20 protein-coding genes are annotated in these 25,335 nt (G+C 59.0%); 4 read left to right on the top strand and 16 right to left on the bottom strand.

Annotated features, from left to right (window positions below; all coding sequences use genetic code 11):
- Positions 1-294 precede the first annotated feature (294 nt).
- Positions 295-1,686 carry a hypothetical protein gene (locus DN745_RS17540; RefSeq protein WP_133621897.1) on the top strand — a complete coding sequence of 464 codons (1,392 nt, stop codon included), beginning with the start codon at positions 295-297 and terminating at the stop codon, positions 1,684-1,686.
- Positions 1,687-1,706: 20 nt separating this feature from the next.
- Here the strand turns inward: DN745_RS17540 and DN745_RS17535 are convergent, their stop codons facing one another.
- From DN745_RS17535 to DN745_RS17465, 14 genes are all read right to left on the bottom strand, one after another.
- Positions 1,707-2,993 (bottom strand): hypothetical protein, encoded by a 1,287-nt coding sequence (locus DN745_RS17535; protein WP_133621898.1) that lies wholly within the window; start codon positions 2,991-2,993, stop codon positions 1,707-1,709.
- A gap of 686 nt (positions 2,994-3,679) precedes the next feature.
- Positions 3,680-4,333 carry a Gabija anti-defense Gad2 family protein gene (locus DN745_RS17530; protein ID WP_133621899.1) on the bottom strand — a complete coding sequence of 218 codons (654 nt, stop codon included), beginning with the start codon at positions 4,331-4,333 and terminating at the stop codon, positions 3,680-3,682.
- On the bottom strand, positions 4,320-5,033 hold the full coding sequence (locus tag DN745_RS17525) for a histidine phosphatase family protein (RefSeq protein ID WP_162687762.1): 714 nt from the start codon (positions 5,031-5,033) through the stop codon (positions 4,320-4,322). Before DN745_RS17525 ends, DN745_RS17530 begins: the two co-directional genes overlap by 14 nt.
- Positions 5,030-6,742 carry a methyltransferase gene (locus DN745_RS17520; protein ID WP_162687761.1) on the bottom strand — a complete coding sequence of 571 codons (1,713 nt, stop codon included), beginning with the start codon at positions 6,740-6,742 and terminating at the stop codon, positions 5,030-5,032. The genes DN745_RS17525 and DN745_RS17520 overlap by 4 nt, the downstream gene beginning before the upstream one ends.
- Positions 6,700-9,048: a glycosyltransferase gene (locus tag DN745_RS17515; protein WP_111336913.1), complete on the bottom strand. Its 2,349-nt coding sequence runs from the start codon at positions 9,046-9,048 to the stop codon at positions 6,700-6,702. Before DN745_RS17515 ends, DN745_RS17520 begins: the two co-directional genes overlap by 43 nt.
- Entirely contained in the window at positions 9,045-9,995 is a 951-nt protein-coding gene (locus tag DN745_RS17510) for an NAD-dependent epimerase/dehydratase family protein (RefSeq protein WP_111336911.1), read from the bottom strand. The genes DN745_RS17515 and DN745_RS17510 overlap by 4 nt, the downstream gene beginning before the upstream one ends.
- A gap of 480 nt (positions 9,996-10,475) precedes the next feature.
- On the bottom strand, positions 10,476-10,670 hold the full coding sequence (locus tag DN745_RS17500) for a hypothetical protein (protein WP_133621900.1): 195 nt from the start codon (positions 10,668-10,670) through the stop codon (positions 10,476-10,478).
- Between the two features lie 39 nt (positions 10,671-10,709).
- On the bottom strand, positions 10,710-11,612 hold the full coding sequence (locus DN745_RS17495) for a YecA family protein (protein ID WP_162687760.1): 903 nt from the start codon (positions 11,610-11,612) through the stop codon (positions 10,710-10,712).
- A 543-nt stretch (positions 11,613-12,155) separates the two neighbouring features.
- Positions 12,156-14,045 (bottom strand): hypothetical protein, encoded by a 1,890-nt coding sequence (locus DN745_RS17490; protein ID WP_133621902.1) that lies wholly within the window; start codon positions 14,043-14,045, stop codon positions 12,156-12,158.
- A gap of 259 nt (positions 14,046-14,304) precedes the next feature.
- The gene (locus DN745_RS17485; RefSeq protein WP_111336901.1) at positions 14,305-15,459 is read right to left on the bottom strand and encodes a GGDEF domain-containing protein; all 1,155 of its coding nucleotides are present in this window, start codon (positions 15,457-15,459) and stop codon (positions 14,305-14,307) included.
- Positions 15,460-15,569: 110 nt separating this feature from the next.
- A complete protein-coding gene (locus DN745_RS17480; RefSeq protein WP_162687759.1) occupies positions 15,570-16,631 on the bottom strand; it encodes a DKNYY domain-containing protein in 1,062 nt (353 codons plus the stop codon).
- A gap of 255 nt (positions 16,632-16,886) precedes the next feature.
- Complete coding sequence (locus DN745_RS17475) at positions 16,887-17,255, bottom strand: hypothetical protein (protein WP_111336897.1); 369 nt, start codon at positions 17,253-17,255, stop codon at positions 16,887-16,889.
- Positions 17,256-17,462: 207 nt separating this feature from the next.
- The gene (locus tag DN745_RS17470; protein ID WP_111336895.1) at positions 17,463-18,824 is read right to left on the bottom strand and encodes a HAMP domain-containing sensor histidine kinase; all 1,362 of its coding nucleotides are present in this window, start codon (positions 18,822-18,824) and stop codon (positions 17,463-17,465) included.
- On the bottom strand, positions 18,821-19,501 hold the full coding sequence (locus tag DN745_RS17465) for a response regulator transcription factor (protein WP_111336893.1): 681 nt from the start codon (positions 19,499-19,501) through the stop codon (positions 18,821-18,823). Before DN745_RS17465 ends, DN745_RS17470 begins: the two co-directional genes overlap by 4 nt.
- 296 nt (positions 19,502-19,797) lie before the next feature.
- Here DN745_RS17465 and DN745_RS17460 point away from each other — a divergent pair, with 296 nt between their 5' ends.
- Positions 19,798-20,229 (top strand): hypothetical protein, encoded by a 432-nt coding sequence (locus DN745_RS17460; protein ID WP_133621903.1) that lies wholly within the window; start codon positions 19,798-19,800, stop codon positions 20,227-20,229.
- Between the two features lie 123 nt (positions 20,230-20,352).
- Here DN745_RS17460 and DN745_RS17455 read toward each other — a convergent pair whose 3' ends face one another.
- Together DN745_RS17455 and DN745_RS17450 are read right to left on the bottom strand one after the other, a co-directional pair.
- Positions 20,353-22,161: a serine/threonine protein kinase gene (locus DN745_RS17455; RefSeq protein ID WP_111336889.1), complete on the bottom strand. Its 1,809-nt coding sequence runs from the start codon at positions 22,159-22,161 to the stop codon at positions 20,353-20,355.
- A gap of 834 nt (positions 22,162-22,995) precedes the next feature.
- Positions 22,996-23,400 (bottom strand): DUF4345 family protein, encoded by a 405-nt coding sequence (locus tag DN745_RS17450; protein ID WP_162687758.1) that lies wholly within the window; start codon positions 23,398-23,400, stop codon positions 22,996-22,998.
- Between the two features lie 504 nt (positions 23,401-23,904).
- Here DN745_RS17450 and DN745_RS20265 point away from each other — a divergent pair.
- Complete coding sequence (locus DN745_RS20265) at positions 23,905-24,234, top strand: transposase (RefSeq protein WP_111336885.1); 330 nt, start codon at positions 23,905-23,907, stop codon at positions 24,232-24,234.
- 168 nt (positions 24,235-24,402) lie between these two features.
- Positions 24,403-25,326, top strand: coding sequence for a hypothetical protein (locus DN745_RS17440; protein ID WP_133621904.1), 924 nt, complete (start codon positions 24,403-24,405; stop codon positions 25,324-25,326).
- Positions 25,327-25,335 lie beyond the last annotated feature (9 nt).

The raw sequence follows: 25,335 nt of genomic DNA, 5'->3' as shown, positions 1-25,335 counted from the left end.
CTCTCTACGCGCCCGGAAGCGCGGTTTTTTGAGGGAGGAGGGCTTGGAGGTGGGGTTGGGCTGCGGGAAGGAAGAAGAACCGGTTGACGATTCCCTCCGCAGACGGCACGATCTCGACACCAATATACAGCGCTCGTCGGCACGCCTTTATCGACACCCCTGTTGGGAAGGTCGAAGATCACACGAATCATCATGCCTTCGTGTTAGACCGGGCCGATCCCAAGCGTTGACGTCGAATCCAATTCCCGAGCGCATAAGATCAAGGACAAACCGTTGAATTATAAATGGAAACCTATGTGGATGGCCCTTTGCGTTGGCGCCCTGCTCGCCGGCGCTGGCTGCGAGGATGAAACTCACCAGGACCGCGCGGACGCGGCCATAAGCGGCGGGGCAGATGTCGACTCGAGCGCTGACGTTAGGCGAGATGACACGCATCAGACACCTTCGGATGTGACAAATGAGGTTGATGATAGCGATGACACGTCGGGTGATACCGTGGGTGACACCGCGACCGACACCTTATCTGACACCGGCGGCGCTTCGAGTCCGTGGACCGCGGCCGAGGGGTACGAAATTTCGGGTGCGGCCGCGGACCGCTCGCTCATCGAATTGACGCGCCCCGGTGGTGGTTTGGGCACCAAGCCGGGCGGCGGTCCGCCGCGTTTGTGGGACTTCGGCACCGAGGTCTATATCGACGGTCAATCGAGCAGCTATAATGCCGACCTCGAAGACGGCGCCTTTGCCATGGAGCCCGAGTTGGCTTCACCGCTCTATGGCACCTACAATTCGGCGCGCAACCCGCCCATCTTCAAGACAACGGGCGAAAATATGCGCTTCGACGCTTCGTTGGGATACTATTTCGCGCCGGGTGGAAGCCCCGACGGCGAGAAGGCCGGGGCCTATTTTATGGGGGTCCAGGCTACCGGCGGAAAGACCAGCAGTCCCGAACCGTTTAGAGACGGCCGCTACTATTATTCATATCGCCAGGTCTTTCCCGAAGGGGCCGACGACAATTCGCTTAAGACGATGCGTGGCTCCCAGCGCGACTCCCAGCATCATGGCTGGTCCGGATCCGCGGCGGGCAATATCGCTAAAAACCAGTGGAGCTATACGAACGCCGATGGCGAGCTCGTCTGGCCGCCGCCTCGCGAAAACGGGTATATGGTGCCTGTTTGGTCCTCGCTTCCTTCGGGCGACATTCGCCAGTGGCACCTCCAGGAGATGCTGATTGACCCGACGGGCGACACCAAGCCGGGAAAGATTTTTAATACCTGGTATCTGTGGTTTGCCGACACCGGACGCAACGAATGGCTCCCGGCGATGATGAAGGACCCCGATGGCAACGAAGTCGGACGCTGGACCCCCAACGAATATTGGGATGAGACGCGCGGCTTCTACCACCAGGTCGGCCCGGAGCCAGCCGGCTATGATCAGCCCGACTATTATTTCGGAGAGGTCTACGTCGACGATAGTTGGAGGCGGCTCTATCTGGCGGACGCCCCGACCTGGGAGGAGACCTCCAAGGTCGAGTTGCAGCGCCCCATCACCTGGGAGGACGAGCGCATTGAGTTCGCGCTGAACCTCGGCGCGCTCCATGATCGGAGCGAGCTATATTTGTACTGGGTCGACAACGCCAATCAGCCCACCTTCGCGGGCACGTTGGCGCTCGAAAACGCCAGCGATTAAGCCCGCCCTCGCCTCGACCGTCACTCGCCCAGCGCATATCCGCTGGAGCGCTGGTTATTGGCGTCGACCACGAACAAGTACAAATCTTGTTGAGCCGGATCAAACCCGCCCAGATTAAGCGTGACGTCCAGGCGAGTGTCGGACCATTGGTCGACCACCGAGATGGCGATGCGGGTGGCGTCCTCGATATTTTGAGCGTTGGCGATCTCGACGCGCGCCGGGGCGCCTTCGCCCACGGACACGTATAAATCGTCCATAATGCGGCGCACGTCGCCGGCCTGTCGATACCAGGCGCCAAATTTGATTCGGTCCCACACCGGCGGGATCTGGTCGAGCTCCTGGCGCATGATGGGGCCGCCATACTCCTCGCGGTGCATCGGTTTGTCGGCGCTAAAATGCTCGAACACGCCGGCGTCGATGTCGACGTAAGGGGCTTGCTGGTTCACGGCGAGGTAGACCGACATCATATTCCACTGCTGAAACGCCCAAAAATCGCCCATCCACCAATTGCTTTGGGTGGTGTTGCCGTCCATCTTAAAAGCGCCGCCACCGGTGTGCGTGGCCAGCACAATATCATTGCCGTTGCACTCTCCCTGGCTGCACGAATAGTCGTAATTGTCGCCTCGAGTCCCGTACATGACCCAGACATCCTTGGCGCTGGAGTCCGACGAAAATTCGGTGGGACTCGAGTCATTGCCAGGAAAATCTCCCAGATCGCGCTCGGCCCAACTCACGAAGAATTGGTCGAAGTGCATCAGCCCAAAGTCGCCCGACTCGTCGGGAAATCCCATCACCGCGCCCACGCCGCGCCCGCCGGCTTCCTGGGCGTCCGCGACCAGCAAGGAGAGGGCACCCGAGCGCGCCGCGTCATCGATATAGCGCCCGCTGGGACTGAGCCATTTGCCCCGAACCGGGCTGGACTCGGTGACATCTTCGCCAGCGGTGCCGGACTCGAAATTCTCAAAAAACACCGCTTCGGGCCCCTGCGCGCCAAAGCCCGCCCCGCACACCACCAACGGGGCGCCGTCTTCCAGGTCGCCGTCGACCCGTGTGATCGCAAAGCCAGGCGTGTCGCTCGGGCAATCCAGCGGGGGCGACCAGACGTCACCCGTGTCTGAGTTAGAGGCGTCGTGGTTGGATGAGTCCGCGTCCGAAGGCTCCTCGGAGCTATCGGCGTCGCTATGACCGTCCTGGGCTTGCTCGCTATCAGGCTGGGCATCACGCGCGTCCTCCGCGGCATCTTGCTGCGGCTGGATTCCCGAGTCGCTCCTGGATTCGTTTGAATCGCTTGAGCAACCAAGCGGCATGAGAAGAGCCAGCAGACACGCCAAGAATATTGGTTTGAAGGCGCGAAACGATTCGATTCGGCGATAATTACTCATAAATTCCGTGCGGTATAGGTTTAAGATTGACATTCTCCGGCCAGGCCAAGGCCGCCTCCGAGACTCCTCACGACCCCATCGCGCAGGCCGCCCCCCATCCGGATTGCAACCCACCCTCGGTCTCCCCTGGGCCAAGCCCTCAAAAAATATAACCCTCGGCCCATTTTTGAGCCCAACGGCCTCAAAAAACAAGCCCCCTGCGCGTTTCGCGAGGCCTGGGGCCATAAAAATCGGAACCGTCGGCTCAAATCGGGTGGGCAAGGCCCTCAAAAATGGGGTAGCAGGCCGAATTTTGAGGGCTCGGGCCGTCCGGGCTGAGCCCGAGGTTCCGAATTAGTCGGGCTCGGGCCTCCGGAGGTGGGCTTCAGGGGTGATTTTTGGGGTGGGTTAGACGTCAATCAAGGATATCAAAGCGCTTATTGGTATCACACGCATGCCTCAACTCATCCGCCCAATTGAGCTGTGCGCGCGGGCGGAGTCCGCGTCTCCGGCGAGTACGAGGAGTTCGTCGCGGTACCAGGGGTTGATGGCTAGGCATTGTGGGATCTCGCGTAGCGTAAACGTTGGCGGGTGATGAACGCCCTCGCGCACGTATGGATAGAGTCCCGCGATTAGGGGTGGATTCGGCATTCTGCCTCCTTTTGAATAGCCTGGGTGTCGCGGCCAACAAGGCGAAAGCGTTCGATCATGCCTCGCTGCATCTCAAGGGGTTGGTCTTCAAAAATGCTCCAAATATAGTTTATTTCGGCCTTGGGTAGTACCAGATCGAGTTCGCGGGCGTAACGGCGCATGCGCTCGAGCGTCGCCAACACGTATTTCCAGTTTTTCAGGGGCTTAATGAGCAGGACTTCGCCCGATACGAGCGATTCACGCGCGACAGGGTGGATCTCGGGATGAAGACGACCATCATCGTATTCCACGCCGACTGCGGAGAGGTCCAGATCAAATTGCGCCAGCCGCTCCGAGAGCGTTTGATATTGGGTGCTATATGCAAGTTCGACGCGCTGACCATGCCAACTCAAAATCGTTTGATAGGGTTTGTTATCCTGCAGAATAATCGCACCATTTTGCTGCAGGATATCAAGCAGCGCCTGGCGACCGGGATCGGTAGCGGCGAACAGGTCCAGGTCATTGGGCGGTCGTCCGTGCAAGACTGATTTAAACGCGCCGCCAGCCAAATATACGCGTCCCCTAAACTTTCCTGCAAAGAGGCGGTCAAACCAAACGCACGCAAAGGATAGAATGTCTTTTTCAACCAGCCTCATTTTGGCCCTCCAGAACGCAGATTCTATTCGGTGAGGTCTGCGTTTGTGTCGGCCACTTGATGACGCCCTGATTGCTCTTATAGCGCCCGTGAATTTGAGCGTCCTGCCAGATAAATACGCCGTCTAAAAATTTCGGGGCTAAGCTCTCGTCGCTGGCAAGTGCGAGACCGACAGCGGCGAGGGTCGCCAAGAAATAATCGTGGGTGACGAAGATGTGTACCCCAGGCTTTCCATCTATTTGCGCCAGCATATGCTCGGTGAGTTGGCGCGCGGCGGTTGGGCCGTGACGCATACCGATCAACTTCTCTCCACGAACCAATGACGCGATTAGCTCCCAGTATTCTCGTGTATGAAAATTCTGCCCGGCCACTTCGGCATCTTCGATAAAAACCCCCGGATCACCGAGCATTCGATCGAGCTTTATCTCGCAATTGATGCCAGCGCCGCTTCGCAGGTGTTCAGCGGTTTGGACGCAGCGGCGCACGGGACTTGTGTGCAACGTCGACAGACGGCCTTTGAGTTTTTCTCCCAACTCGCGGGCAATCTCAACGCCTTTATCGGTAAGCGGCAGGTCGTTTCCGGTTTCTCCCTCGGGGATGGGGTCGCGCACGGAATGCCGCAGAAGCAGGGCCACCGGCTGGTCGGTCGGGATAGCAGCGAGGCTCTGCACGAGCGTTGGCGGAATCACATATTCGATCATTTTATAGCTCCGATTAAAATATCGCTGACAGACGGTAAGTTGCGTGTTTCCAATAAGTGAAAACCAGCATCTGTTAAGAGTTTTGTCCATTCGCTGTGGGTGCGCTCGCGCCCGCCGGTCATCACCAGCATATTGAGGTCGAGCAGACTGCCGTCCGGTTTGTCGTCGGGGCGTATCATCTCGATGACATAGAGTTTTCCGTTGGGATGAAGCGATTGACGCGCTCGCTTTAGAATCCGAAGGGCGTCCGAATCTGGCCAGTCGTGGAGCACTCGGGCGAGCACGATGGCATCTGCTTTGCTTGGCCAGGGCTCGAAGAGATTTGCTTGGAGGGCACGCAAGCGTCCAGAGAACTCGCCTGGGCTTTCGAAGGTGCCTAGCACCTGGGGCAGTTCCAGTAGGGTGCCTTGCAGATGTGCGTGAGCCGTCAAGAGTTGTGCCAGGAGCACACCTTGCCCGCCACCGGCGTCGATGACGTGCTTATGTTCGCGCCAATTTATGGTTTCGGGCAGGTGCGCGTAATCATGGCGCGCGTAGCCGGAGATAGCGCGTTGGTAGGTCGCGACTTGCGCGCCTGAGAGCCCCTTGAAATAGGATTTCTCCGAGGTTGCCTCTGCGCGGAGCGCGTCGGGCAGGCGCTGCCACTTTTGGTAGTGATCGCGCGCCCAAACTGACGACGCATAAGCCATCGCGCTCGGGCTTTCGTGGCCAAGAAGCGCACCACACTCGGTTAAACACCAGCGCTCGGCGTCGTCTGGCCTCACCAGTTCGAGCTCCCAGAGTCCATAAAGTAATCGCATCGCACGACGCTCAGCCAATTCGGTACGTTGTGCGACCTCCGCCGTATTTGCCGGCAATGCGTCGAATACGCCCAACTCAACGCCAGCTTGGATGGTCTGGGTCTTCCAGAACCCGACCATATCATCGGAGAGCGTCTGCAATGGCGTTGGCCGGCCGGGGCGCAACTCAAGCATGCGCTCGCCGCGCTCGTCGATAACCTCCAACCCGCCATCGAAGCGTTTGGCGCGGGCCTGGCCGTTATAAAAGGGCTCAACTTCCGCGAAGCGCCTTGTGTAGAGCGCGTCGCCTGAGCGGTTAATATGGTGCCAACCTCGCTCATCTTGAGCGCGGGCAAATCCTTTGTGAAAGACATCCAAGTCCGCAAACCAACGCGCATGAATCAGCGCGCCGTCGCGGTCAATATGGGTGCTATGGCCGGCCTCGTTTTGCACGACTGCCACGCCGTCTCGGAAGTCGCCGGCGTAGTGATATTGCGCGTCGTAAACGGGCTGGCCCAGGCGATCGATATGGCTATAGAGTCCACTTTCAGACCGCACGGTGCATCGTCCCTCCTGGTAGTTTCCTGTCCAGGCGTAATGCGCCGAATAGATCTGCTCGCCGTGCTCCCCGAGATGGAACCAGCGGCCGTTGGATACCACCGAGGCGCGCCCGTCATAGAAGCCGAAGGTGCGCTGGTAGCGTTCGGCATAGACCGGTTGGCCCATCAGGTCGATATGATAGCTTCCCGAGGCGTCGCGAGCAGGAGCCAGTCCAGGAGCATGGTATTTGAGTACCTCATCAAAGCGCTTGTCGTAGAGCGGTTTGCCAGAACAAAGGTGATGTGATTGGTCGGGTGAGACGCTTGTTTTCTTCCAATCAGGTAGGTTCATGACTCCTCCGCGGGCTTTCGCATATTGCACCCCAGGCACAACTCGCGGGTGCGGTAGCTGCGAACCAGCCGGTTATAGTCATCACTATTCCAGATATCGGTGATGCTCCGACCATAAAGATTGCCGAAGCTGCCCAGGCTCTTTCGCTTCTCATCGGGGGCGCAGCAGGGGTTGAATCGGCCCATCGCGCTGATCCACGCCTCTTGGCCCAGGAACGGACATTTTCCGCCAGGCGCGATATCCGTGGTGGCCTCTTCATCGAGCAGATAGATATTCTCAAGTAGGATCGTTTGGCCGTCGGGGAGCTTGTGGGTTTGCGCCGCTTTTCGTGCGTTGAGAACCGCCTCGTTCCATCGGCGGATCGCCTCAGGAGAGCGACGCATTGACTGCTCCTCCATGCCGTCGAAATGAACCCAGAGGTGGTGGCCTTTGACTCGATTGACCCCGAGACTAGCCGCTAATTTGATGATATCGGCGAGTTCGTGGAGATTTTCTTCGATAAAGGTCAATTGGAAGGTGACTCGGCAGAAATTGCCGCCAGCCGCGGCGTGGGCGTCGCGCACGGCGATAAAGGTGCGCACGTTTTCGAGCACGCGCTCCCAATTTGAACCCACCATGATCTTCTCTTGGGTCTCCTTGGTAGCCCCGTTCCACGAAATCTTTACATCGGAGGTCACCGGCACGATTCGCTCCGCCCAGGCGCGCGCGCCCTTTTTGGGGAATGTCCCGTTAGTGGTAAGGTTGAGTTGAACGTCAAACTCCTCGCACATATCGAGGATTTGGTCGAAATGCTCGTAGAGCAGCGGCTCACCCATCGTCGACGGGATGATCTCGCGCAGCGCCGTGCCACGCGAGTCTTCGAGCACCTGACGGATGAGGTCAATCGACATAATCCGACGCGGCTTTCCAGCTTTTCGACGCTGCGTTTGCTTGTCGCTGAGTTGAGAGTGCTCCTCGCACATTATGCAGCGCATATTACAAGTGTCAGGGTTGGTATCGAAGGTGATGCGCCAGGGGCCATCGAGCTTTTCAAGATGTGCTTTGTCGCGAAGCTCAAGGACATTTTTGTAGATAGCCTCAATGTCACGCACGTGTGTGTTCATCGACGGGATATCGCCCGACTCGGAGTGCAAAAACCCGTGGGCGCCGAGCTGCTCGGCTAGCGCAGGCTCAAGCGCCAGCCGCTGCATTTGTGCTGCCAGCGACGCGGGGTCCCGATGGCGGAACAAAAGACCATTGACCTCGTGTTCGATATGCTCCGCCATCCCCCCCACATCGGCGGTGATGACGGGCACGCCGGCCTGAATCGCCTCGTGAATAACCAGCGGCGAGTTTTCGACCCAGACGGAAGGGACAACGATCGCGTCGACCTTATTGAAGACCTGCTCGACGATCTCCTCATTTCGATACTCTGATAACCATTCGATACGCTCGGCCGCGCCACCGCCAAGTGCCGCGGCTTGTGCTTTGAGTGCGGCCGTATTCTGCCCGCGTGGGCGCCCCCAAATGCGCAATTGTGCGCTCGCGTTAACCTCGCCGAAGGCTTCGATCAGGTGATTGATCCCCTTCGCTGGGATATGCGTGCCGATATATCCGAAGGTAAAGGGTTCATCCGGTACACGGACGCGTCCTTTCAGGCGCTCTAAATCGAAGCCATAGTCCAAATATTCAAGCTTTCGCTCGGAGAGACCAAACTCGTCGCGATAGCGCTTATAGAGATATTTCGAGGGCGCAATAAAGAGGTCGACATGCTCAACCATCTCGCGCATATGCGCCATGCGTCGGGCCACCCAATCGCTCCACATTTCCACATCTTGTGCGCGTTCATTGGGACTCCCCGAAAAATAGCGCGCGTAGCATCGCTCGGCACATTTCTGGTGTTCCTGGCCGTCACATGCCGCCCACAACTCGGTCGGGTCCTCGGCGAAAAACTGCATAAATTGACCGCGCGGGCACATCACCCAATAGTCATGCAGGGTATAGACGATGGGGATCTCGCGGGCGGCAGCTTCGGTTAGAAGCGAGGTCGAGAGATGGTTGAGATGCCCCACGTGAACGACGTGGGGTTGATACACATCGAGAACCTCGGCAAAGCGCTGATCAACAGCGACATGGCGGTAGCGGTCTTTGCTTCGCGGGACATTGACCAGGTATTTAAGCACCCGCGCGTCGAGTTCATCGCGCTCGGTGCGCATGGCGAAGTCCATCGCAAACGGGTCTTCTTCGCGGGTAAATACCCGCACCTCATGCTCCTCGGCGAGCGCGTGGCAGAGCATCTGACTGTAGACCTCAGAACCGGCGTTATAGCGCATCGGATAACCGTGGATAACTTTCAAAACTTTCATACGCCGCTCCTTTCCAACGGGGACTGTTTTTGCTTCTCTGGGGTGTGCTTCAACGCGCGCTCGAAGTCCTGAATAAGGCGAAATACGCCTTCTTCGAGCGTGATTTCGGCCCTCCAATCGAGCCATTTATGCGCCCTTGACGGGTCACCCCAGAACGTCGCGACGTCATAATTACGCGGCGGTGCTTCGTGGATTATTGATGCACTCTGAGCGGTGTCGACGGTTAATCTGGCGAGCTCGCCCAGGGTGGTGGGCCGACCGGTGAGCAGGTGGATTGGTGGAAGGTTTTTGGCTCCATTCTCAAGCCGATCACAGAGCGCAATAATGCCGCGAACCGTGTCATCGAGGTGCGTGAAATCAAAGGTATGGTCGCGTCCGTCCACGCGCAGCGCCTTACCTTCGACGGCCGCGCGCGCAAACGCGGGGATCACCCGGTCAACGTGGTCATCGATACGTCCATACACATTCGACAAGCGGACCACGGCAGTGCGAAGCCCGTGCTCGCGCGCATCAAGCACAGCCTGCTCCCCGGCGAGTTTCGAGCGGCCGTAAATATTGAGGGGACGTAATTCGTCATCCTCACGGACCGGACAACCGGCCGGCTCCCCGTAAACCTCTCGGCTGCTCGCAAAGACAACCCAGGGCTTCGGCTCACTTTCGGCCGCCGCTTTCAGAACATTCTTCGTTCCCTCAACATTGGTCTCCCAACATAAGTCCGGGTCATTTTGCCCCCAGACCACCCGCGATACCGCCGCCAGATGAATGACGCCGCTACAGCCCCGCATGGCGCGGCGCACCGCTGCAGCTTCACGAATATCGCCCTGCTCAATCGAATTTTCCCGACCCAATAAGTCAAAACGACATACCTCGACCCCTCGTGCCTCAAGTGCCGGGATAAGACCCGACGCTACAAGGCCCTCGGAGCCACTGATCAAAATACGCTGCATCCAAAATCCCTAATTTTTAGTTATTCGCAGTAAAAAATAATAATTCACAGATCAGCGCCGCCTGGCTTCGGCTGCAACACTGCTGCATGACAAACACATCGACACGAAAATGCCGAAGCCAGATCGGTACCGGTTTACCTGCCTTAATCAGGCGAGTTATTTGCCCCGTGACTTGTCATAAGTGGGGTGCTCGGGGTCGAGTTGCCTCGAGCGGTTATCCCGATCGTCTTGGCTCGGCGAATACGATGGCTGCGCTCCGGGCGCATCTTGGCCCCGCGAACTCCAATACGCATCGTTATTGGGGTTGAGCTGGTTCGAACGGTTGTCTCGATCGGCTTTCGAATTCGACATTTTGCTCCTCAAAGCTGAAGGGAACCGATCCGTACGAGGCCACCTCGGGCGAGGCTCCGGCGAGGAATGCCGGATATTGAGACAACGTATTGATCGGGTTGAATTGTAAATATCTAAGCTCCGAAAAACTTAGACGAGATAAATAATAATGGTGATAACGCAAAACTCAAGCGAATGATTGAAATAAACGAGCGCACGCACCAATCTGCCAATGTCGTCGACCACATTGTCCTGCGCACCGAGCAGCACGAGGAGGTCTGGGAGGTCTGGGAGGTCTGGGAGGACGGGACGGCCGCGCTCAAAGAGGTCTTCGACTTCTTCCACAATCGCCAAAGACTCCCAACAATCTCGCCCACACGGAACTCATCGCCGAAGGCAACAGCGCTTGTACTTCTTCCCCGATCCGCAGGGGCAGGGCGCATTGCGGCCAACTTCTTCACGCGGACTCTTGGTATACGAGCCGCTTTCTTGCACTCCGGGCGCGCCGAATACAGGCTGCGGCCGCCCCCGAGACTCCTCACGTATCCGATCAGCTCGCCGGACCTTTGCTCGCTGCGCATCGCTGAGGCTGCCGCCCAGTCGGCGAATCGCGTCGCTCAGCTCGAGCACGTGCTGGTTGGCGCCCAAACCGCCGGACTCATCGACCGTTTCGCCATCGAACACGCGCGACAAGGGCTCAAGAGCGCGCTCGTCTCCGTAGGTGCCCAGGTGCGACGCGCCGAGCTCGATATCCTCGTGCAATTCAGTCAGGAGACGCTCATAAACCCGGTCATCATGGACGCCCACGTTGATCAAAACCTCGAGTAGCCCGCCTCGAAAACCCTGTTCATCCTCGGGATCTTCGCCAGACGCCTCGGCCGCCTCAAGCGCTCGAAGCGTCGGCCCGAACGCGGCTTTGCCGAATATCTGCAGCGCGCTGATGAGCTCCCCGTACAACCACGTCTCCCAATGGCACTCGGACAAGAGCTCGATCATCGGCTCGATCGCCGCCTCATCGCCACGCGCGGCGAGCAGACGCGGCGCCAGGATGACGATCCAACCCTCACCGGGCGCGTCTTCCCAACTGAGCTCGCGATCCGCGAGAATCGCCAGGAGCGCCTGTGTCATCGGGGCGTCGGCCGCGACAATCTGCTCGCGAAGCTCGTCCGGCACCTCTCGCTGCCCATACCGGTTGCCCGGGTCGCTCTCAAGATGCGCAAATAGGTGCGCAACGAGGCGGTCGACCGCCTCGTTGCCTGTTCTGGGTTGCTCTGGGTGAAGTTTCATTGCCTGATGCCGGTGTAAAAATGACGTAATAGTGATGAAAATATAACGCGCTATCAATCTTGTTTGGGCGCGCATGCGGCCGACCCACGACCCCCATCGCGCAGGCCGCCCCCCATCCGGATTGCAGCCCACCCTCGGTCTCCCCAGGGCCAAGCCCTCAAAAAATATAACCCTCGGCCCATTTTTGAGCCCAACGGCCTCAAAAAACAAGCCCCCTGCGCGTTTCGCGAGGCCTGGGGCCATAAAAATCGGAACCGTCGGCTCAAATCGGGTGGGCAAGGCCCTCAAAAATGGGGTAGCAGGCCGAATTTTGAGGGCTCGGGCCGTCCGGGCTGAGCCCGAGGTTCCGAATTAGTCGGGCTCGGGCCTCCGGAGGTGGGCTTCAGGGGTGACTTTTTGGGGTGAATTGAATGTCAACGCCAAAAGCCCCCGCCGTCTCCAAAGACGGCGGGGGCTCATCGCTGACCAGACACTCCCCAAAACCTCGCCCCCACGCACATTTAGTTAAGCAGCGCTGCGTGAAGGCGAGCGGGGCCGGGAGGCTTAGGGTTGTTGCCCCCACTCGATGCATTCGGCGAGAAAGAGCGAGTAGCCGGAGCCGCCGTCGGAGTCGATGTCTTGCACCGTCACGGTCGTGCTCGGTGTCGCCAGATCGACCCGCGTAATGTTGTCGTAGGCGCTATTCCCACAAAACGTGGGCGTGAGCGTCGCTCCGGGGACGATCAGCTCATCACCAGGTTGTGCATAGTAGCGCAGCAAAAAGATCGAAGAGACCGGCGACGTGAAGTTCAGCACGAGGTCTTGGCCAACGGCTACGTGTGCACGCTGAGCGCCTGCGGGCATCTCATAGCACGGCGACGACCACGCCGTGCTGATCGGAAAGGTCCCCTGGATTGAGGTGAAGGACTGAAGCGTGTCCCCAGCAGTCGTGGTGTAGGGAAGCGCGCTCATGTCAACCGCGCGGAACTTCGTGCACTCAACCGGCTGCGGGTCGATACAACGATCGTCGGAGACCACCGCGGCCGAGGGGCATTGGCTGGTCGGGACAAACGTGGCGTTGCCAGCGGCGTCCAGGCAGCACACGTCGTCTTCGATGGGCAGGCACATCTCCGGCGAAGTCGCGTAGCCGTCCGGGCACTGGCTGCTGGGAACGGTCTGGTAGCCATCGGGGAGCTCGCAGCAGACCTCTTCATAGGCGATGCAATAATCTGCCGGGACGTCGAAACCGCTAGGGCACTGGCTACTGGGAACCGTCTGGTAGCCGTCCGGGAGCTCGCAGCAGACATCGTCTTCGATGGGCAGGCACATCTCCGGCGAGGTCGCGTAGCCATCCGGGCACTCGCTGCTGGGAACGGTCTGGTAGCCATCGGGGAGCTCGCAGCAGACCTTTTCTTCGTCGGGGACACACATCTCGGCCGGGGCGTGCTGGCCTGTCGGGCATTCACTCACCGGGACCACCTGGAAAACACCACCCTCGAGCCTACAGCAGGTCTCTTCATAAGCGGCGCACATCTCCGGCGAGGTCTCGAGACCATCCGGGCACTGACTTGCCGGAATCGTCTCGTAGCCATCGGGGCTCTCGCAGCAAACATTGGTGTCCGCCGCGATGCAACGGTCGTCGGGGAGCACCGCCTGCGGCGCGCATTCGCTGCCCGGCACGAACGAGACGCTGCCGTCGGCGTCCATGCAACAAACCTGGTCATCCGGGCTGCACATCTCCGGCGGCGCCTCGGCGCCCTCCGGACACTGACTCGCCGGGACCGTCTGCAGGACACCGTCGAGCTTGCAGCACAGCTCTTCTTCATCCGGGCTGCACATCTCCGGCGAGGCCTCGTGACCCTCCGGACACTGACTCACGGGCACGGTCTGGAAGCCGTCATCAAGCTTACAGCACAGCTCTCTCTCTTCGGGGGTGCACATCTCCGCCGGCGCCTCGGCGCCCTCCGGACACTGACTCGCCGGGACCGTCTGCAGGACACCGTCGAGCTTGCAGCACAGCTCTTCTTCATCCGGGCGGCACATCTCCGGCGAGGCCTCGTGACCCTCCGGACATTGACTGACGGGGACCGTCTGGAAGCCGTCATCAAGCTTACAACACAGCTCTCTCTCTTCGGGGGTGCACATCTCCCCGGAGACCACCTGGGCGTCTGGACACTCATTCGACGGGAGGGTCTGGAAGCCACCGTCGATCTTACAACAGACATCCACGCTGCACTCGCAGAGTTCATCTTCAACCCCCACCCCGCCAAATTTCTCACAATCGGAGGAGGTCTCTGATGAGATCGTGCCGTCCTCGAGTTCGCAGCAGATGACGCTGTCCTCGACAGGACTGGTAATACAGGCCGACAGGCTCAAGAGGGAAACGGCGGCGAGGCCGAGCAACTTTGCGTTGACGCTCGAGAAAAAGGGCTGATGAATATCTAATCTTTTCATAATCTTACCTTGGTGGCTGGGCTCCAAAAAAACGTGGCGATCCACGTCCATAATTCGCACAATTTCGACGCTAATATATTGCCAAGTGTGAACTATATTTTCTCAGAACCCGGCCCTCGTGTCACTCAACGAAGAGCGCAAACACAACCCAAATCCCCATATTTTGGCGCAAGTTTAGCGCCACTTTGGCGCAAAATTGGTGCAAGGCGCTCGTGATGCCGCGAGCACAATAGAAAGGGGTCCGGCGCAGACCAGGATCTCAACCTGCGACGTTCAAACTCGCCGGGGACTTTCGCCGCCGCTTGGTCGCGTACATCTTGCGGTCCGCCTCGCCCAAGAGATCCTCGAGCGGGCGCGTCTCCAGGGGCGACACCGCCGCGGTCGCCGCGCTGATGCTCAGGATATACTCGCGCCCGGCCGACGCGTTCTGCAGCGCCACCTGGTCTTCGATCCGCCGCAGAATCAGCGGCCCGTCCTCAATCGCTCTCACCGGCATCAGCGCGCAGAATTCGTCGCCGCCCAGGCGCGCGACGCTGTCCGACGCGCGCAGCACCTCGCGCAATACATCGGCGGCCTCACAAATAATATTGTCTCCGGCGCCGTGCCCGAAGGTATCGTTGACCTGCTTGAGGCCGTCGATATCGGCGAAGAGGAGCAAGACCTCGCGACCTTCTTGTTGCGCCGCGCGCATGCGCGCCGGCGCCAGCGACAAAAACCCCCGGCGATTCAATAGGCCGGTCAACGGGTCTCGAGTGGCCTGGCGGTGCAACATCACGTGACGCCGGGCAACGCTCATCCACACGAAAAAGAAGCCGATGGCGGTGCAGGTCACGATAAAGACCAAAAAAGACAGGCTTTGAATCAGCCCGCTTTGCATAAAATCGGGCGAGGACCCGTAACGCAGGGTCAACCCGGCGCGCAGGGCGTTGGCGATGGCGAGCACCCCGAACATCGCGCCCAAAAACCGCTCCTCGTCGCGGGTGACGCTCGTGCTTCGGACCAAAAGAAGCGCGCTGAGGCCGGCCTCGACAAAATAGGCAAGGCTCACGGTCACGATGCGCATCGGGGTGTCATAGTCCCCATAGGTAAAATAGGTCACGCCGGCGAGCACCCCGCTCAGAACGAAGAGATGCATGACGAGATGGCGGCGGCCCAAGCCCACAAATTCCGAGACGCCCCGATGCATCAGCGCAAGCCCGGACGCAAACAGCGTATTGCTCACAATGATCGTGAGGAAATCCGGCAGGATATCCCGGAGCATAAAGAGCCCACTGGCCAGCCCAAGCGCCCCAAATGCCAGCGCCATCCACCCGGTGCCGTCACGCGCCTGGCGGTTGCGATGCGCCACAAAGAGCACGATCGCCTGCAGGCTGAGCACGGCAAAAAAGCAGATCAGGAGTGTGCGAATATCCATACGTACGGCGACTTCGAGGGAATTGGATGGTTGTGGACGGGGCCACCCCGCAGTTTGCCCACACAGCGCCGAAAACGCAACGAATTGCGCCTACTTTCGACTCGCAAGACCTACGGGCGAATGCCCATCATGAAGCGACCATGCTTGTCGTGGGCGAAGACGCCATCGGCGTCGCGGCCGATCGCAAAGGTCGCGCGGTCCGCATCTTTTAAGTGGCGCCCGTTAAAATACACCCGCCGCGCATCCGTAGCATACGCGCCGTAATCCTGGGCCGGCTCAAAGCTCGCCAGATCCGCCCCCTCGACGCGCTTGAGGACCGGGCGCAAGGCATAGACCGCGCCCGCGTCATGGGCATAATAGGGGTTGTCCGGCCAGGTCGTGAGGCTCGCCGCGTCGCCGTCCCACTCCCGCAAAAGCTTCCCTTTTTCATAGACTTGCCCGTTGAGCACGAGCACCCGCGTGCCGATCGCGCGGACCTCGTCGATCGCGTCAAATGTCACCACCTCAAACGCCCAACTGCCCGCGCTGATGATCTGATCGCCCATCCTAAGATGAAAGTCGTTGATCTGCTCGATGGGCCCGCTGACCTCGACAATTCGCGCCAGGGGCAGCGTGTTGTTGCGATAGATAGAGTCGCGGTCGGCCACAAAGGTCTCGTTTAAGATACGAAACGAGTCGACGTCGACCTCAACGGCCTTATGCCTCAGATAATAATGCTCGGCGTCGCGCGCCCAATCCGTCGGGTTTTCAGCCTCGGGAAAGAGGTAGCGAAACATCTCCGGATCGGCCCCCTCAACCACGCGAAGTCGCGTGTCCCGACTGCGCGCATAGTAGATATGCGCGTCGTCCTGCCAAACCCGCCCCTGGACGCGAAAGCTGTCTCGGTCAACCTGCGGCTGGGGATATTGCCGATAATAGACCCGCGCGCGGTCCACCGCCAGGTGCTCGGAGAGCGGCCGAAAGCTCTCCCGATCCGCCCCCTCCACCACCGACTTCCCCAGACCCAGCCAATTCCCCTCGGCCGAGAAAAACACCTCATCGCCCCATCTCGAAAAATAATACCCCGACGAAATCCCCTCAGCCACCGGCTCGCCAAGCGGCGAGCAACTCGTCGAGATGAGCGAGAGCAGCGCGCAGCCTAATAGGGTTAAAATTCGTCCAAGTCGCGGCATCTGGGAGACCTTGTTTTTGGGTTGAGGCGGTGTGTGAGGCGGTCGAGGCGCGAAGTATAACTCTGATTGGGGGGTGGTGCATCTTGGAGGTGGGGGGACGGGGCATGGCAGGTGGGCGAGGTTGCGCTCCGAGTCGCCCGCCACGGAGCGCCCGCGCAAAGGCGCACGGCTCATCAGGATTTATACGTCTGAAATTAAAGCGCTTTTTCAAACCAACCCGATTGATCGTGCGCCTTCGCCCGGTGCTTTGCACTCTTAGCGCTGCTTCTTGAACTTCTTCGCTTTCTTCACCACTTTGACCTTCTGCACCGCTTTAGCCTTCTGCACCTTCTTGTTCTTGACCGTCTTCACCACTTTGACCGTTTTGACCTTCTTGTGAGGCTTGGGGCCATGGTTTTGGACTACGACCGTCTTGGCGTTGTGCTGATGGTGGCGATCGGGCTTGACCACCACAACACGTTTGGGCGCTCGTTGCTCTTTGACGATCACCGTGCGGGCGGGTTTGGGCTTATCGACGCGGATGTCGATATCGAAGTCGAAGGCGAACGCCGAGCTTGCGCTGACAGCAACCATCCCGAAGGCAAACGCCACAATCAGGCTCATCTTGACCATTGTCTTCTTCATTTGTCTCTCCTTGCATTCGACCGCGTCACGTCACGCGGTCTTCAGAAATAGTGAACGGCTTATCACCGCAACGTCAGGGCAAGTCAGGTCGGGCTGCTCCGTGTCCTGCCCTACAAATATTGATACGAGGAAAGTACTAAGAGTGTGTGAAGCTAGAAATATATGGCGCGGGAGCATGCTCAAATGATCAAAGTTTGAGCGCCCAATTTAGGCGCTGACGACCACCTCTAGCCCACCCTCCGCGCCGTTTTGCAGCTTCAAGCTCCACCCATGCAGCTCGACTACGCGCTGGGCGATCGACAGGCCAAAGCCCTGCCCGCCCGGCTGGCGCGTGCGTGACTCATCCATGCGAAACGAGCGCTCGGTGAGGCGGGCGAGGAGCTCTTCGGGGACGCCGGGGCCGTCGTCGAGGACGCGCAGCTCGAAGCCGCCGCGCCCGTCGCTCGGTCTCGCGTCTTCCAGGAGCACGCTTATATGCCCGCCTGCCGAGTTATATTGGATGGCGTTTTGGACAAAATTGCTCAGCGCTTGCTCGACCAGGGTCGAGTCGCAGCGGGACTCGAGGCGCTCTGGCGGGACGGCCCAGTTGAGCTCGATCTCCTTTTGCTCGGCCAGCGGCTCGAAGCGGGAGACGACGCGCTCGACGAGCTCGCAGAGGTCGCACGGGTGCACGGTGAGCTCCTCGCCGGTGCGGTCGAGGCGCGCGGCGGCGCCCATATTGGTGATGAGCGCGGCGATATAATGCGCCTCTTCCATCGCGGCGTCGGCGAGCGCGCGGTCGTCGCTGGCTTCGAGCTGTTTTTGGAGCTTGCTCAACCTGTGCTGGAGCACGGTCAGCGGGATCGCCAGGTCGTGGGTGGTGTTGGCGATATACTCGGTCAGCGCGCGGTCGCGCGCCTCGAGCTGGCTGACCGTCTCGCTGACCCGCTCACCGGCGGTGTTAAACGCGCGCGCGAGCTCCCCGATCTCGTCGTCGGCGTCGGTCTCCTCTTTGACCTGATAGTCCGGTCCGCCGGCCTCTTCGATCGCCTCGGTGAGCCGGCGAATCCGGCGCACGATCGGCCCGGCGGCGATCAGGGCGGTCAGGAGCAGGACCATGAAGGCGACGAAGGTCTGCAGGGCGATATCTCTGGCGAAGCGCCCCGGACCTCGGCCGACGTGATGCGGCCAGAAGACGGCCAACGCCGAACACGGCGAGTCCTCCCACTGAGTGCCCACGGCGCTCACGCCGGCGTAGGGAGATCTTCTCCAGAAAGACGCGCTTGCGGTCTCCTCGCCGGCGCGCAACGCCTCGACGACATCGCCCGGCAGCGGCGGCGCCTGCGGGTTTGCCGAGCGATAGTCGGGGCCGTAGCCGTAAATCTGGAAGCCACGCCGGTTCAGGTGGAAGCTCTCTGGATCGCGCAGGCAGCGACCGGGAGCCCTCGCCTCCAGACGCGCCGCGACGCGCTCGGCTGTGCGCTCGCGGAAGGCGCGGCGCTCGGCCGAGATCCGAAACAGCGTAAAGACCACCAGCACCGGGATGACGATGGCGACCAGGGTCACGGCGAGTTTTGGCCGAAGCTTCAACGCGACCTCTTCTTCGAATTATCGAGCTTATAGCCGATGCCCCAGACAGTCTGGACGAGCTCGCCAGCCACGCCGAGTTTTTTTCGGATGCGCGAGATATGCACGTCGAGGGTGCGATCGGTGGCCTCGCTCTCGCTGGGGAGCGCGCGCTCGACGAGCTGGCGGCGGCTCAGCGCCATGCCCGGGCGCCTGGCGAGCTCGGCGAGGATGTCGAACTCGACCGCGGTCAGCTCGACCGGCTCGCCGTCGACGGAGACGGTGCGCCCGTCGAAGTCGATCGACAGGGGGCCGAGCTCGCGGTCGGCCTCGCGGCGCATCACCGGGCGGCGAAGCCGCGCACGAACGCGCGCCAGGAGCTCTTCGGGCAAAAAGGGCTTGGTCATAAAGTCGTCGCTGCCGAGCTCGAAGCCGCGAAGCTTGTCGCGCGTCTCCCGGCGCGCGGTCAGGATAATGACCGGCACATCGGAATTCTCACGATATTTTTTGAGCACGTCGAAGCCGTGCTTACCCGGCAGCATCAAGTCCAGGACCACCAGGTCGTACCCCTCGATCGCCTCGCGGTACGCCTCGGCGCCGTCTTTGATCCAGGTCACTTCGTAGCCTTCGGCGTCAAGCGAGTCGAAGAGCTCATCGCCCAGGGCGAAGTCGTCTTCAATGAGCAGAATTTGATCAGTCATAGTGGCCTATCTTGGTTATGGACACCCATCGCGTTGCGCAGACCCCGAAAGATTAATCAGCAAATATTAAGCAAATCTTAAGCTCACTCCGCCCGCGTTCAGTGAGCCTGTTTAACATCGGAGCCCGACCTTCCATGCCTGGAAAAACAAGCCTCTTGCTCCCAGGTCAAGATGACCTGGCTCCAATTGCTGGTCTCCACCGCACGATTAATTTGCTTCACATTTCCTTAAGATCCACTGCGTATATTGGTGTTGAGGCTAAGGAACCATTCCCCCTTAAGAACGGAGCAACACACATGAAAGCATCGCGAATCCTCATGACCTGTCTCATCGCCCTCTCCCTCGGTTTCACCACCAGCGCTTACGCCGGCGGAGGCAAACACAAAGACCGCGCCAATTGGGAGCAAATGACCGAACAAGAGAAGCTCGAACACCTCCAAAAACGCCTCGACCGCAGAGTCGAGCGCCTCGCCGAAAAGCTCGAGCTTACCGACGCCCAGAAGGTAAAGGTACGCCAGATCTTTGAGCGCGCCCAGACCGAGAAGATGGACATCAAAGCGCGCCACCAGGGCGATCGGAAGGCCGCACGCGCCGAGTTCAAGAAGGCGAAGGAGGCCACACGCGCCGAGATCGAGGAGGTCTTAGACGCTGAGCAAAAGCAGAAGTTCCAGCAGATGCGCGAGCGGATGAAGGAGCGCGTCGGGAAGCGCGGTAAATCAGGCCGCTAAGTTTGGCGGGCAGGCGATAGTGGCCTACCTGCAGAACGCCGTGCTCTTCTTCATGAGTGCGAGATAATCCCGGACCCGCGCTGGTCCGGGATTTTTTACGCGCTCAGGCAGCGACAGCGAAGGTCAATCCAAAAAGCTCGTCAACCAGGCTTCAATCGCCTTTGGGTCGGCAAAATGGCCGGGTGTATCCCCGACGGCGAACTCGTATTTCGAGCACTTATGGGGCGCATTGAATCGTTTTTCTGCGATAATATCGCCGCTTCGTCGATCGTGGAGGGTTATTTGAGAATCGACCTCTCGAAAGGTCACCATCTTGCCGTCGGTGGTTTTGCACTCGATGGTGCGGTCGGTCTCGATATGCTCCTTCGCGGCTAGCAAGTCGATATCCTTGAGCCGGCGGCCCGGGCCGAAGACCTTAAATTGAATATTTGAGCGCGTAAGAAGGGCGACCGTTCCAGCATTTGCGGGCTCATCCTCGGCTTCGCCGGGAAATAGAAGCCCCGTTTTGACGCCTGAAGACAGCGCCTGAAGGGCTCCGATTCGAACCGGAAGCTCCGGGATTTGCTGGCTGATCGGTTTGGTGTTGGGCAATATGATCGTCAGCGTTGTGTCGATATCGACCGTCGCGCCAACCCCGTCGAGCGCGCTGATGGGGATCTCGCCGAGCGGGTAATCGAGCTCTACTTTGAGTTGAGCGATCCCAAAGCGGGCTGTGGATTTTTGTTCATGGACCCGAAGCCGGGTCCCGTCGGGCAGGGAAGACCCGTTGAGCGCGAGTTTAAGATGTCCATTTTCCGCGACGAGTCGCAACGAGACGGTGCTGTCGCTGTCATTTTCGATGACGAGTTTTTGACCGATTGAGCTCTGCTCGAAGCGGCTCGCCGGGGCGGGTTTGGGCGGGCGGTTTGGCTCTGATCGTTCTCCGTCCGATATTGCTATCTTCGGCGTGCTCGTCACGGAGGTTTGGTGTGGGTCGGGGATTGACGCAGGGCTCCCGCTAAAGAACACGAAACCAGCGGCACCAGCGACTAGAAGTAAGACGAGCAAGGCCGGGACCATGATGCCGTTGGGCGATGAATTTCGTTGGCCTCCAGAGTCTTCGCTCGACGGGTTGGTCTTAGCGAGCGGGGTATTGGGCTGCACCCCGCCGGCGAGCATCATTTTAAGGCGTTGGGGGTCGGCGACGCGCTCGCCCAGGCTGGGGCGCGTCATCGCGGTGAGCGCATCGACGAGCTCCCGCGAGGCGAATTGGAGTGGCTGCTGCGGCGAGGGCAGCCCGCTGGACGGGTCCGTTGGCCAGTCGCTCGGGGGTTGGCGAGTGGTGAGCTGGGCAAAGCTGACGCCAAGCCCATAAACGTCGCTGGCGGGCACGGCGTTTCCGACGAGTTGTTCGGGCGCCATATACCCGAAGGTCCCGGTCACCGACGCGTCGACCGCACGCGCTTCTCCTCTGAGCACGACACCGGTAAAATCGATGATATAGGCGTGACTGGGGCCGATGAGGATATTTCGAGGGCTCAGGTCACAGTGGATAATCGGGGGCGTAAAGGAGCTTAGATAGGCCAAAATATCGAGGCAATCCCGCAGATAATCGGCAATGCGGCTGGTCTCTAGCGGTGTACCGGACTCGATGAACTCGAGCATATTGGGGGCATCCACCCACTCCTGAACCAGATAATATTCACCGCTTTGCGGGTCTGAGAACGCGTCGATATAGCGGGGAATGAGGGGGTGCTCCAGCGATTTCAAGATCCGCGCCTCGCGCTTGAATCGCTCGACGGAACCCCATGTCGACGACTGTGCGAGCTTCAGTTGCTTGATCGCGACTCGTTCGCCCGTAGACTGACGGGTCGCCCGACTCACGACGCCGAAGCCGCCTTCTGCCGTCGGTTGCTCAACATCATAGATGTCGTTGGGTGACCTGAGTTGCATATATATTCCCTATGATTCTATCGCATTTAGATGCGGTGACGGCGATGATTCGGGGGGCGACGCGAGTCAACACTCGCCGCCTAATCAGCGCTTTTAACGGGATGGAGCCGTTGCTTCGACGATAAGATCGCAGTTCATCGAATACTGCTCACCAGAAAGCCGTCGAGTTGAAGGTGCATCCGACCAATTTTATTATGCAAACGATTTGAAGCGATTGTTGGTGGTCACAATAATAGGGGCGTCCCTCCTTCGCAACACAATTCGAGAAGTCCTTGTTTCATGGATGGCAAGCGTCGGCGTGGAGCTTTCGTTTGCTCAGCCATATGCGCAACGGGGTGCATGAACGCTTGGAGGGGCGGGGGAAAATCAGGCCATGCGAGCAGGCGCATGTGGTAGGTCTGCTTGATTAGCAGGCTCCACTCTTGGTCGGGAGGGGTCGCTATTTTTGGGGCGGCGGCGAGCGAGATTCACGCTCAGCAGTTCTCTGCAGCGACGCCACCCCTCAAGGTGTCCTCGGAGCCGTTGTCACGACTCAACAGGACCCTTGAAGGAGTCCTACTCGTCGCCATCGCGACGTAAATAGCGATCTGGGGTCCCTTCGCAGCTTTGTTGGGTCGCAATGGGGCCGTACACGCTTTGCTATAAGCGGTTTTGCGACGAAAAACAGAGTTCAACGCGGGCTAAAGGGCATCTTTCATCGAAAACACGCCTATCGAGACTCGCGAAGGCCGCCTTCGCGCCTTTTTCCATTTACGACGCCGCTCGCGCCATGCTCGGTCTGAAGCGGTTTGGACTCGGTGCGTCGCGAAAATACTGGCGCACAGACGTTTTTACTCAGCGTTCTGAGCCGTTGAGTCGCGCAACAAATCGTGGTGCCATCCAATTCGCCCCAAGCCCCCAGACAATCTCGAGAAATGTGACTATGGGCTGACTCGGGTCTTCGAACCCAAACCGAGCAATCCCGACAGCGCGCGCAACCCCGGCCGTAAAAAACACGAAGAACAGCGTCTTTAGCCCCGAGAAGACTCGGGTTTCGTCGTTCGATGACCAGAACAAAAACGCCGCCAAACCCAACTCAAGTCCGCCGTAAAACGCCGTCACCTCGACCAGCGTGTTCGGACTATGATGGGAGAATCCAACCAACCTGCCCAACAACTCCGGATAAACCAGAAACGCCAGTGCATATGCCGTCAAAATAAGCGCGCTGAGGCGAAGAAGGATGACTTCTTTGTTCTTCATAGGTCTATTCTCACGTAGTTTGGAGATAAAAACGGCCCCGTTGTCTTTATCGACGTTGCCCCCTTTATCTCTCATATATAGGTCATGGTTTCCATTCCCCGTTTATGCTTTATGGGTGATTGATACCCGAGTTCCGAATGGCCCTGGCGAGTAGATTAGGGCCCTCTAAAACACCGAGAATGCCCCGAAAGACGAAGCAGCAAACCTTACGCTCACTCCACCCGCGGATGCCCAGACCCCAAGTTAATCCACGCCACTGGGAAAAATCACTTCGCTTCACATTTCCTTAAGATCCACTGCGTATATTGATGTTGAGGCTAAGAAACCACTCCCCTTAAGAACGGAGCAAAACACATGAAAGCATCGCGAATCATCATGACCTGTCTCATCGCCCTCAGTTAAGTCCGTATGATTGTGTAAATTCTGGTCGGACTTAAAAAGGCCACCGCCCTCCGTTAGGCTTCTGATTGAGTAGAAACAAGAAGCTAAAAACGGAGAAAGACGATGGCTGAGTTTGAGGTTACAATCGATAGCAAGCTGATCCAAGACCTATTTTTGAATGACCGCGGCATTGAGAAGCTCGCCGAGGTGGTATTGAACCAGGTGCTTGAATCCGAGATGACTGAGCACCTGCAGGCAGAGCGATATGAGCACACAGACGGGCGCCAGGGCCAGCGAAATGGCCACTATACCCGCAAGATGACCAGCCGCGTGGGCACGCTGGATTTGAGAGTTCCACGGGATCGTGACGGCAGTTTTTCGACCGCGATGCCTTCAGGGGCGAAGCCAAGAGTATCATGGAGAATCGCGCCGCCGAGATCGAGAAGGTCTTAGACGCTGAGCAAAAGCAGAAGTTCCAGCAGCTACGCGAGCAGACGAAGCAGCGCGTCGGGAAGCGCGGCAAATAAGACCGCTAAGTTTGGCGAGTGGGCGGATGTGGTAGGTCTGCTCGACTACCAGGCTCTCCTCTTGACCGTGACGGGTCGGGAGGGGAGTTTTTATTTGTTGTTTCACATCACGTACGGGTGTGCACGGTGGATTTGGCTCGATCGCATCACGATCTTTTCCCTCAACGCGGCCATTGCCCATCAAGCTGTTCCCGCTATACTCCTCCCAGCAAACACAAACGCGCTTCCTACTTTATGTGGGCGCGTCATCCCGATCTTCGCCATTAATTTCAAAGATTTTTCAGGGGATTTCATGACGGAAGTTCAACGTCGCTCAAGGGTCGACCAAACGCGTTGTCCCGAGTGCAAAGAGCAGATTAACGGGCTTGCAGACGGGCTCTGCCCGGGGTGCGGATTTCCGATGCAGGAACTTATTCAATACGTCGAGCAGACAGAGGCAACCCATCGCAGCGATAGCCTGCAGCGCGAGCGAAGTGGGCGTATTGAGGGAGTGATCGCGCACCGCGACGACATCTTCGGCGGCCAGGTGGTTGTGCTCACCAATCCCCGGCAACTCGCCGTCGGGTTTATCCAGCACGAGCCAGAACTTGCCGTGGGACAGCGCGGGGCGCTGCAATTTACTGCGTCTCCGAGCGCTCTATTTTTTGCGCGAGAGCCCGACACGGCGGAGGTTGTAACACCTAACGGCCTACGAGCATTTAGCTCCGAGGTTAAGCTGCCGAAGCGAACAAACGAGCTTCCCCCGAGCATCGTTTTTTTGGGGATGCTGGGCTATTTGAACCTATTGATTGCGGGATCCGCTGGATTTATTGGTCTGGTGATTGACTATCAATCAATGGGCATCGCACTCATCATCCAAGCGGTGTTTGGCACGACTCTATTGCGCGTCATCTATCATATCGCGGAGTCTGTCTGGCAGATGCGCGAAGTGGCGCTCCGCTTGCCCAAAATGAAGATTCACTCGGTGGAGGAGCCCTCCTCGGATGTCACAGTAACTCCCAACGCGGCGGGGGATTAAGCAATGGCG

Origin of the sequence: Bradymonas sediminis, assembly GCF_003258315.1 — a bacterium.
Classification (GTDB): domain Bacteria; phylum Myxococcota_A; class Bradymonadia; order Bradymonadales; family Bradymonadaceae; genus Bradymonas; species Bradymonas sediminis.
This window is presented reverse-complemented; position numbering and strand designations above follow the sequence as displayed.

Coding starts and splice junctions, on each gene's coding strand:
- DN745_RS17540 (WP_133621897.1), top strand. CDS start 295: ATGTGGATGGCCCTTTGCGTTGGCGCCCTGCTCGCCGGCGCTGGCTGC.
- DN745_RS17535 (WP_133621898.1), bottom strand. CDS start 2,993: ATGCCGCTTGGTTGCTCAAGCGATTCAAACGAATCCAGGAGCGACTCG.
- DN745_RS17530 (WP_133621899.1), bottom strand. CDS start 4,333: ATGAGGCTGGTTGAAAAAGACATTCTATCCTTTGCGTGCGTTTGGTTT.
- DN745_RS17525 (WP_162687762.1), bottom strand. CDS start 5,033: ATGATCGAATATGTGATTCCGCCAACGCTCGTGCAGAGCCTCGCTGCT.
- DN745_RS17515 (WP_111336913.1), bottom strand. CDS start 9,048: ATGAAAGTTTTGAAAGTTATCCACGGTTATCCGATGCGCTATAACGCC.
- DN745_RS17510 (WP_111336911.1), bottom strand. CDS start 9,995: ATGCAGCGTATTTTGATCAGTGGCTCCGAGGGCCTTGTAGCGTCGGGT.
- DN745_RS17495 (WP_162687760.1), bottom strand. CDS start 11,612: ATGAAACTTCACCCAGAGCAACCCAGAACAGGCAACGAGGCGGTCGAC.
- DN745_RS17490 (WP_133621902.1), bottom strand. CDS start 14,045: ATGAAAAGATTAGATATTCATCAGCCCTTTTTCTCGAGCGTCAACGCA.
- DN745_RS17485 (WP_111336901.1), bottom strand. CDS start 15,459: ATGGATATTCGCACACTCCTGATCTGCTTTTTTGCCGTGCTCAGCCTG.
- DN745_RS17480 (WP_162687759.1), bottom strand. CDS start 16,631: ATGCCGCGACTTGGACGAATTTTAACCCTATTAGGCTGCGCGCTGCTC.
- DN745_RS17475 (WP_111336897.1), bottom strand. CDS start 17,255: ATGAAGAAGACAATGGTCAAGATGAGCCTGATTGTGGCGTTTGCCTTC.
- DN745_RS17465 (WP_111336893.1), bottom strand. CDS start 19,501: ATGACTGATCAAATTCTGCTCATTGAAGACGACTTCGCCCTGGGCGAT.
- DN745_RS17460 (WP_133621903.1), top strand. CDS start 19,798: ATGAAAGCATCGCGAATCCTCATGACCTGTCTCATCGCCCTCTCCCTC.
- DN745_RS17455 (WP_111336889.1), bottom strand. CDS start 22,161: ATGCAACTCAGGTCACCCAACGACATCTATGATGTTGAGCAACCGACG.
- DN745_RS17450 (WP_162687758.1), bottom strand. CDS start 23,400: ATGAAGAACAAAGAAGTCATCCTTCTTCGCCTCAGCGCGCTTATTTTG.
- DN745_RS20265 (WP_111336885.1), top strand. CDS start 23,905: ATGGCTGAGTTTGAGGTTACAATCGATAGCAAGCTGATCCAAGACCTA.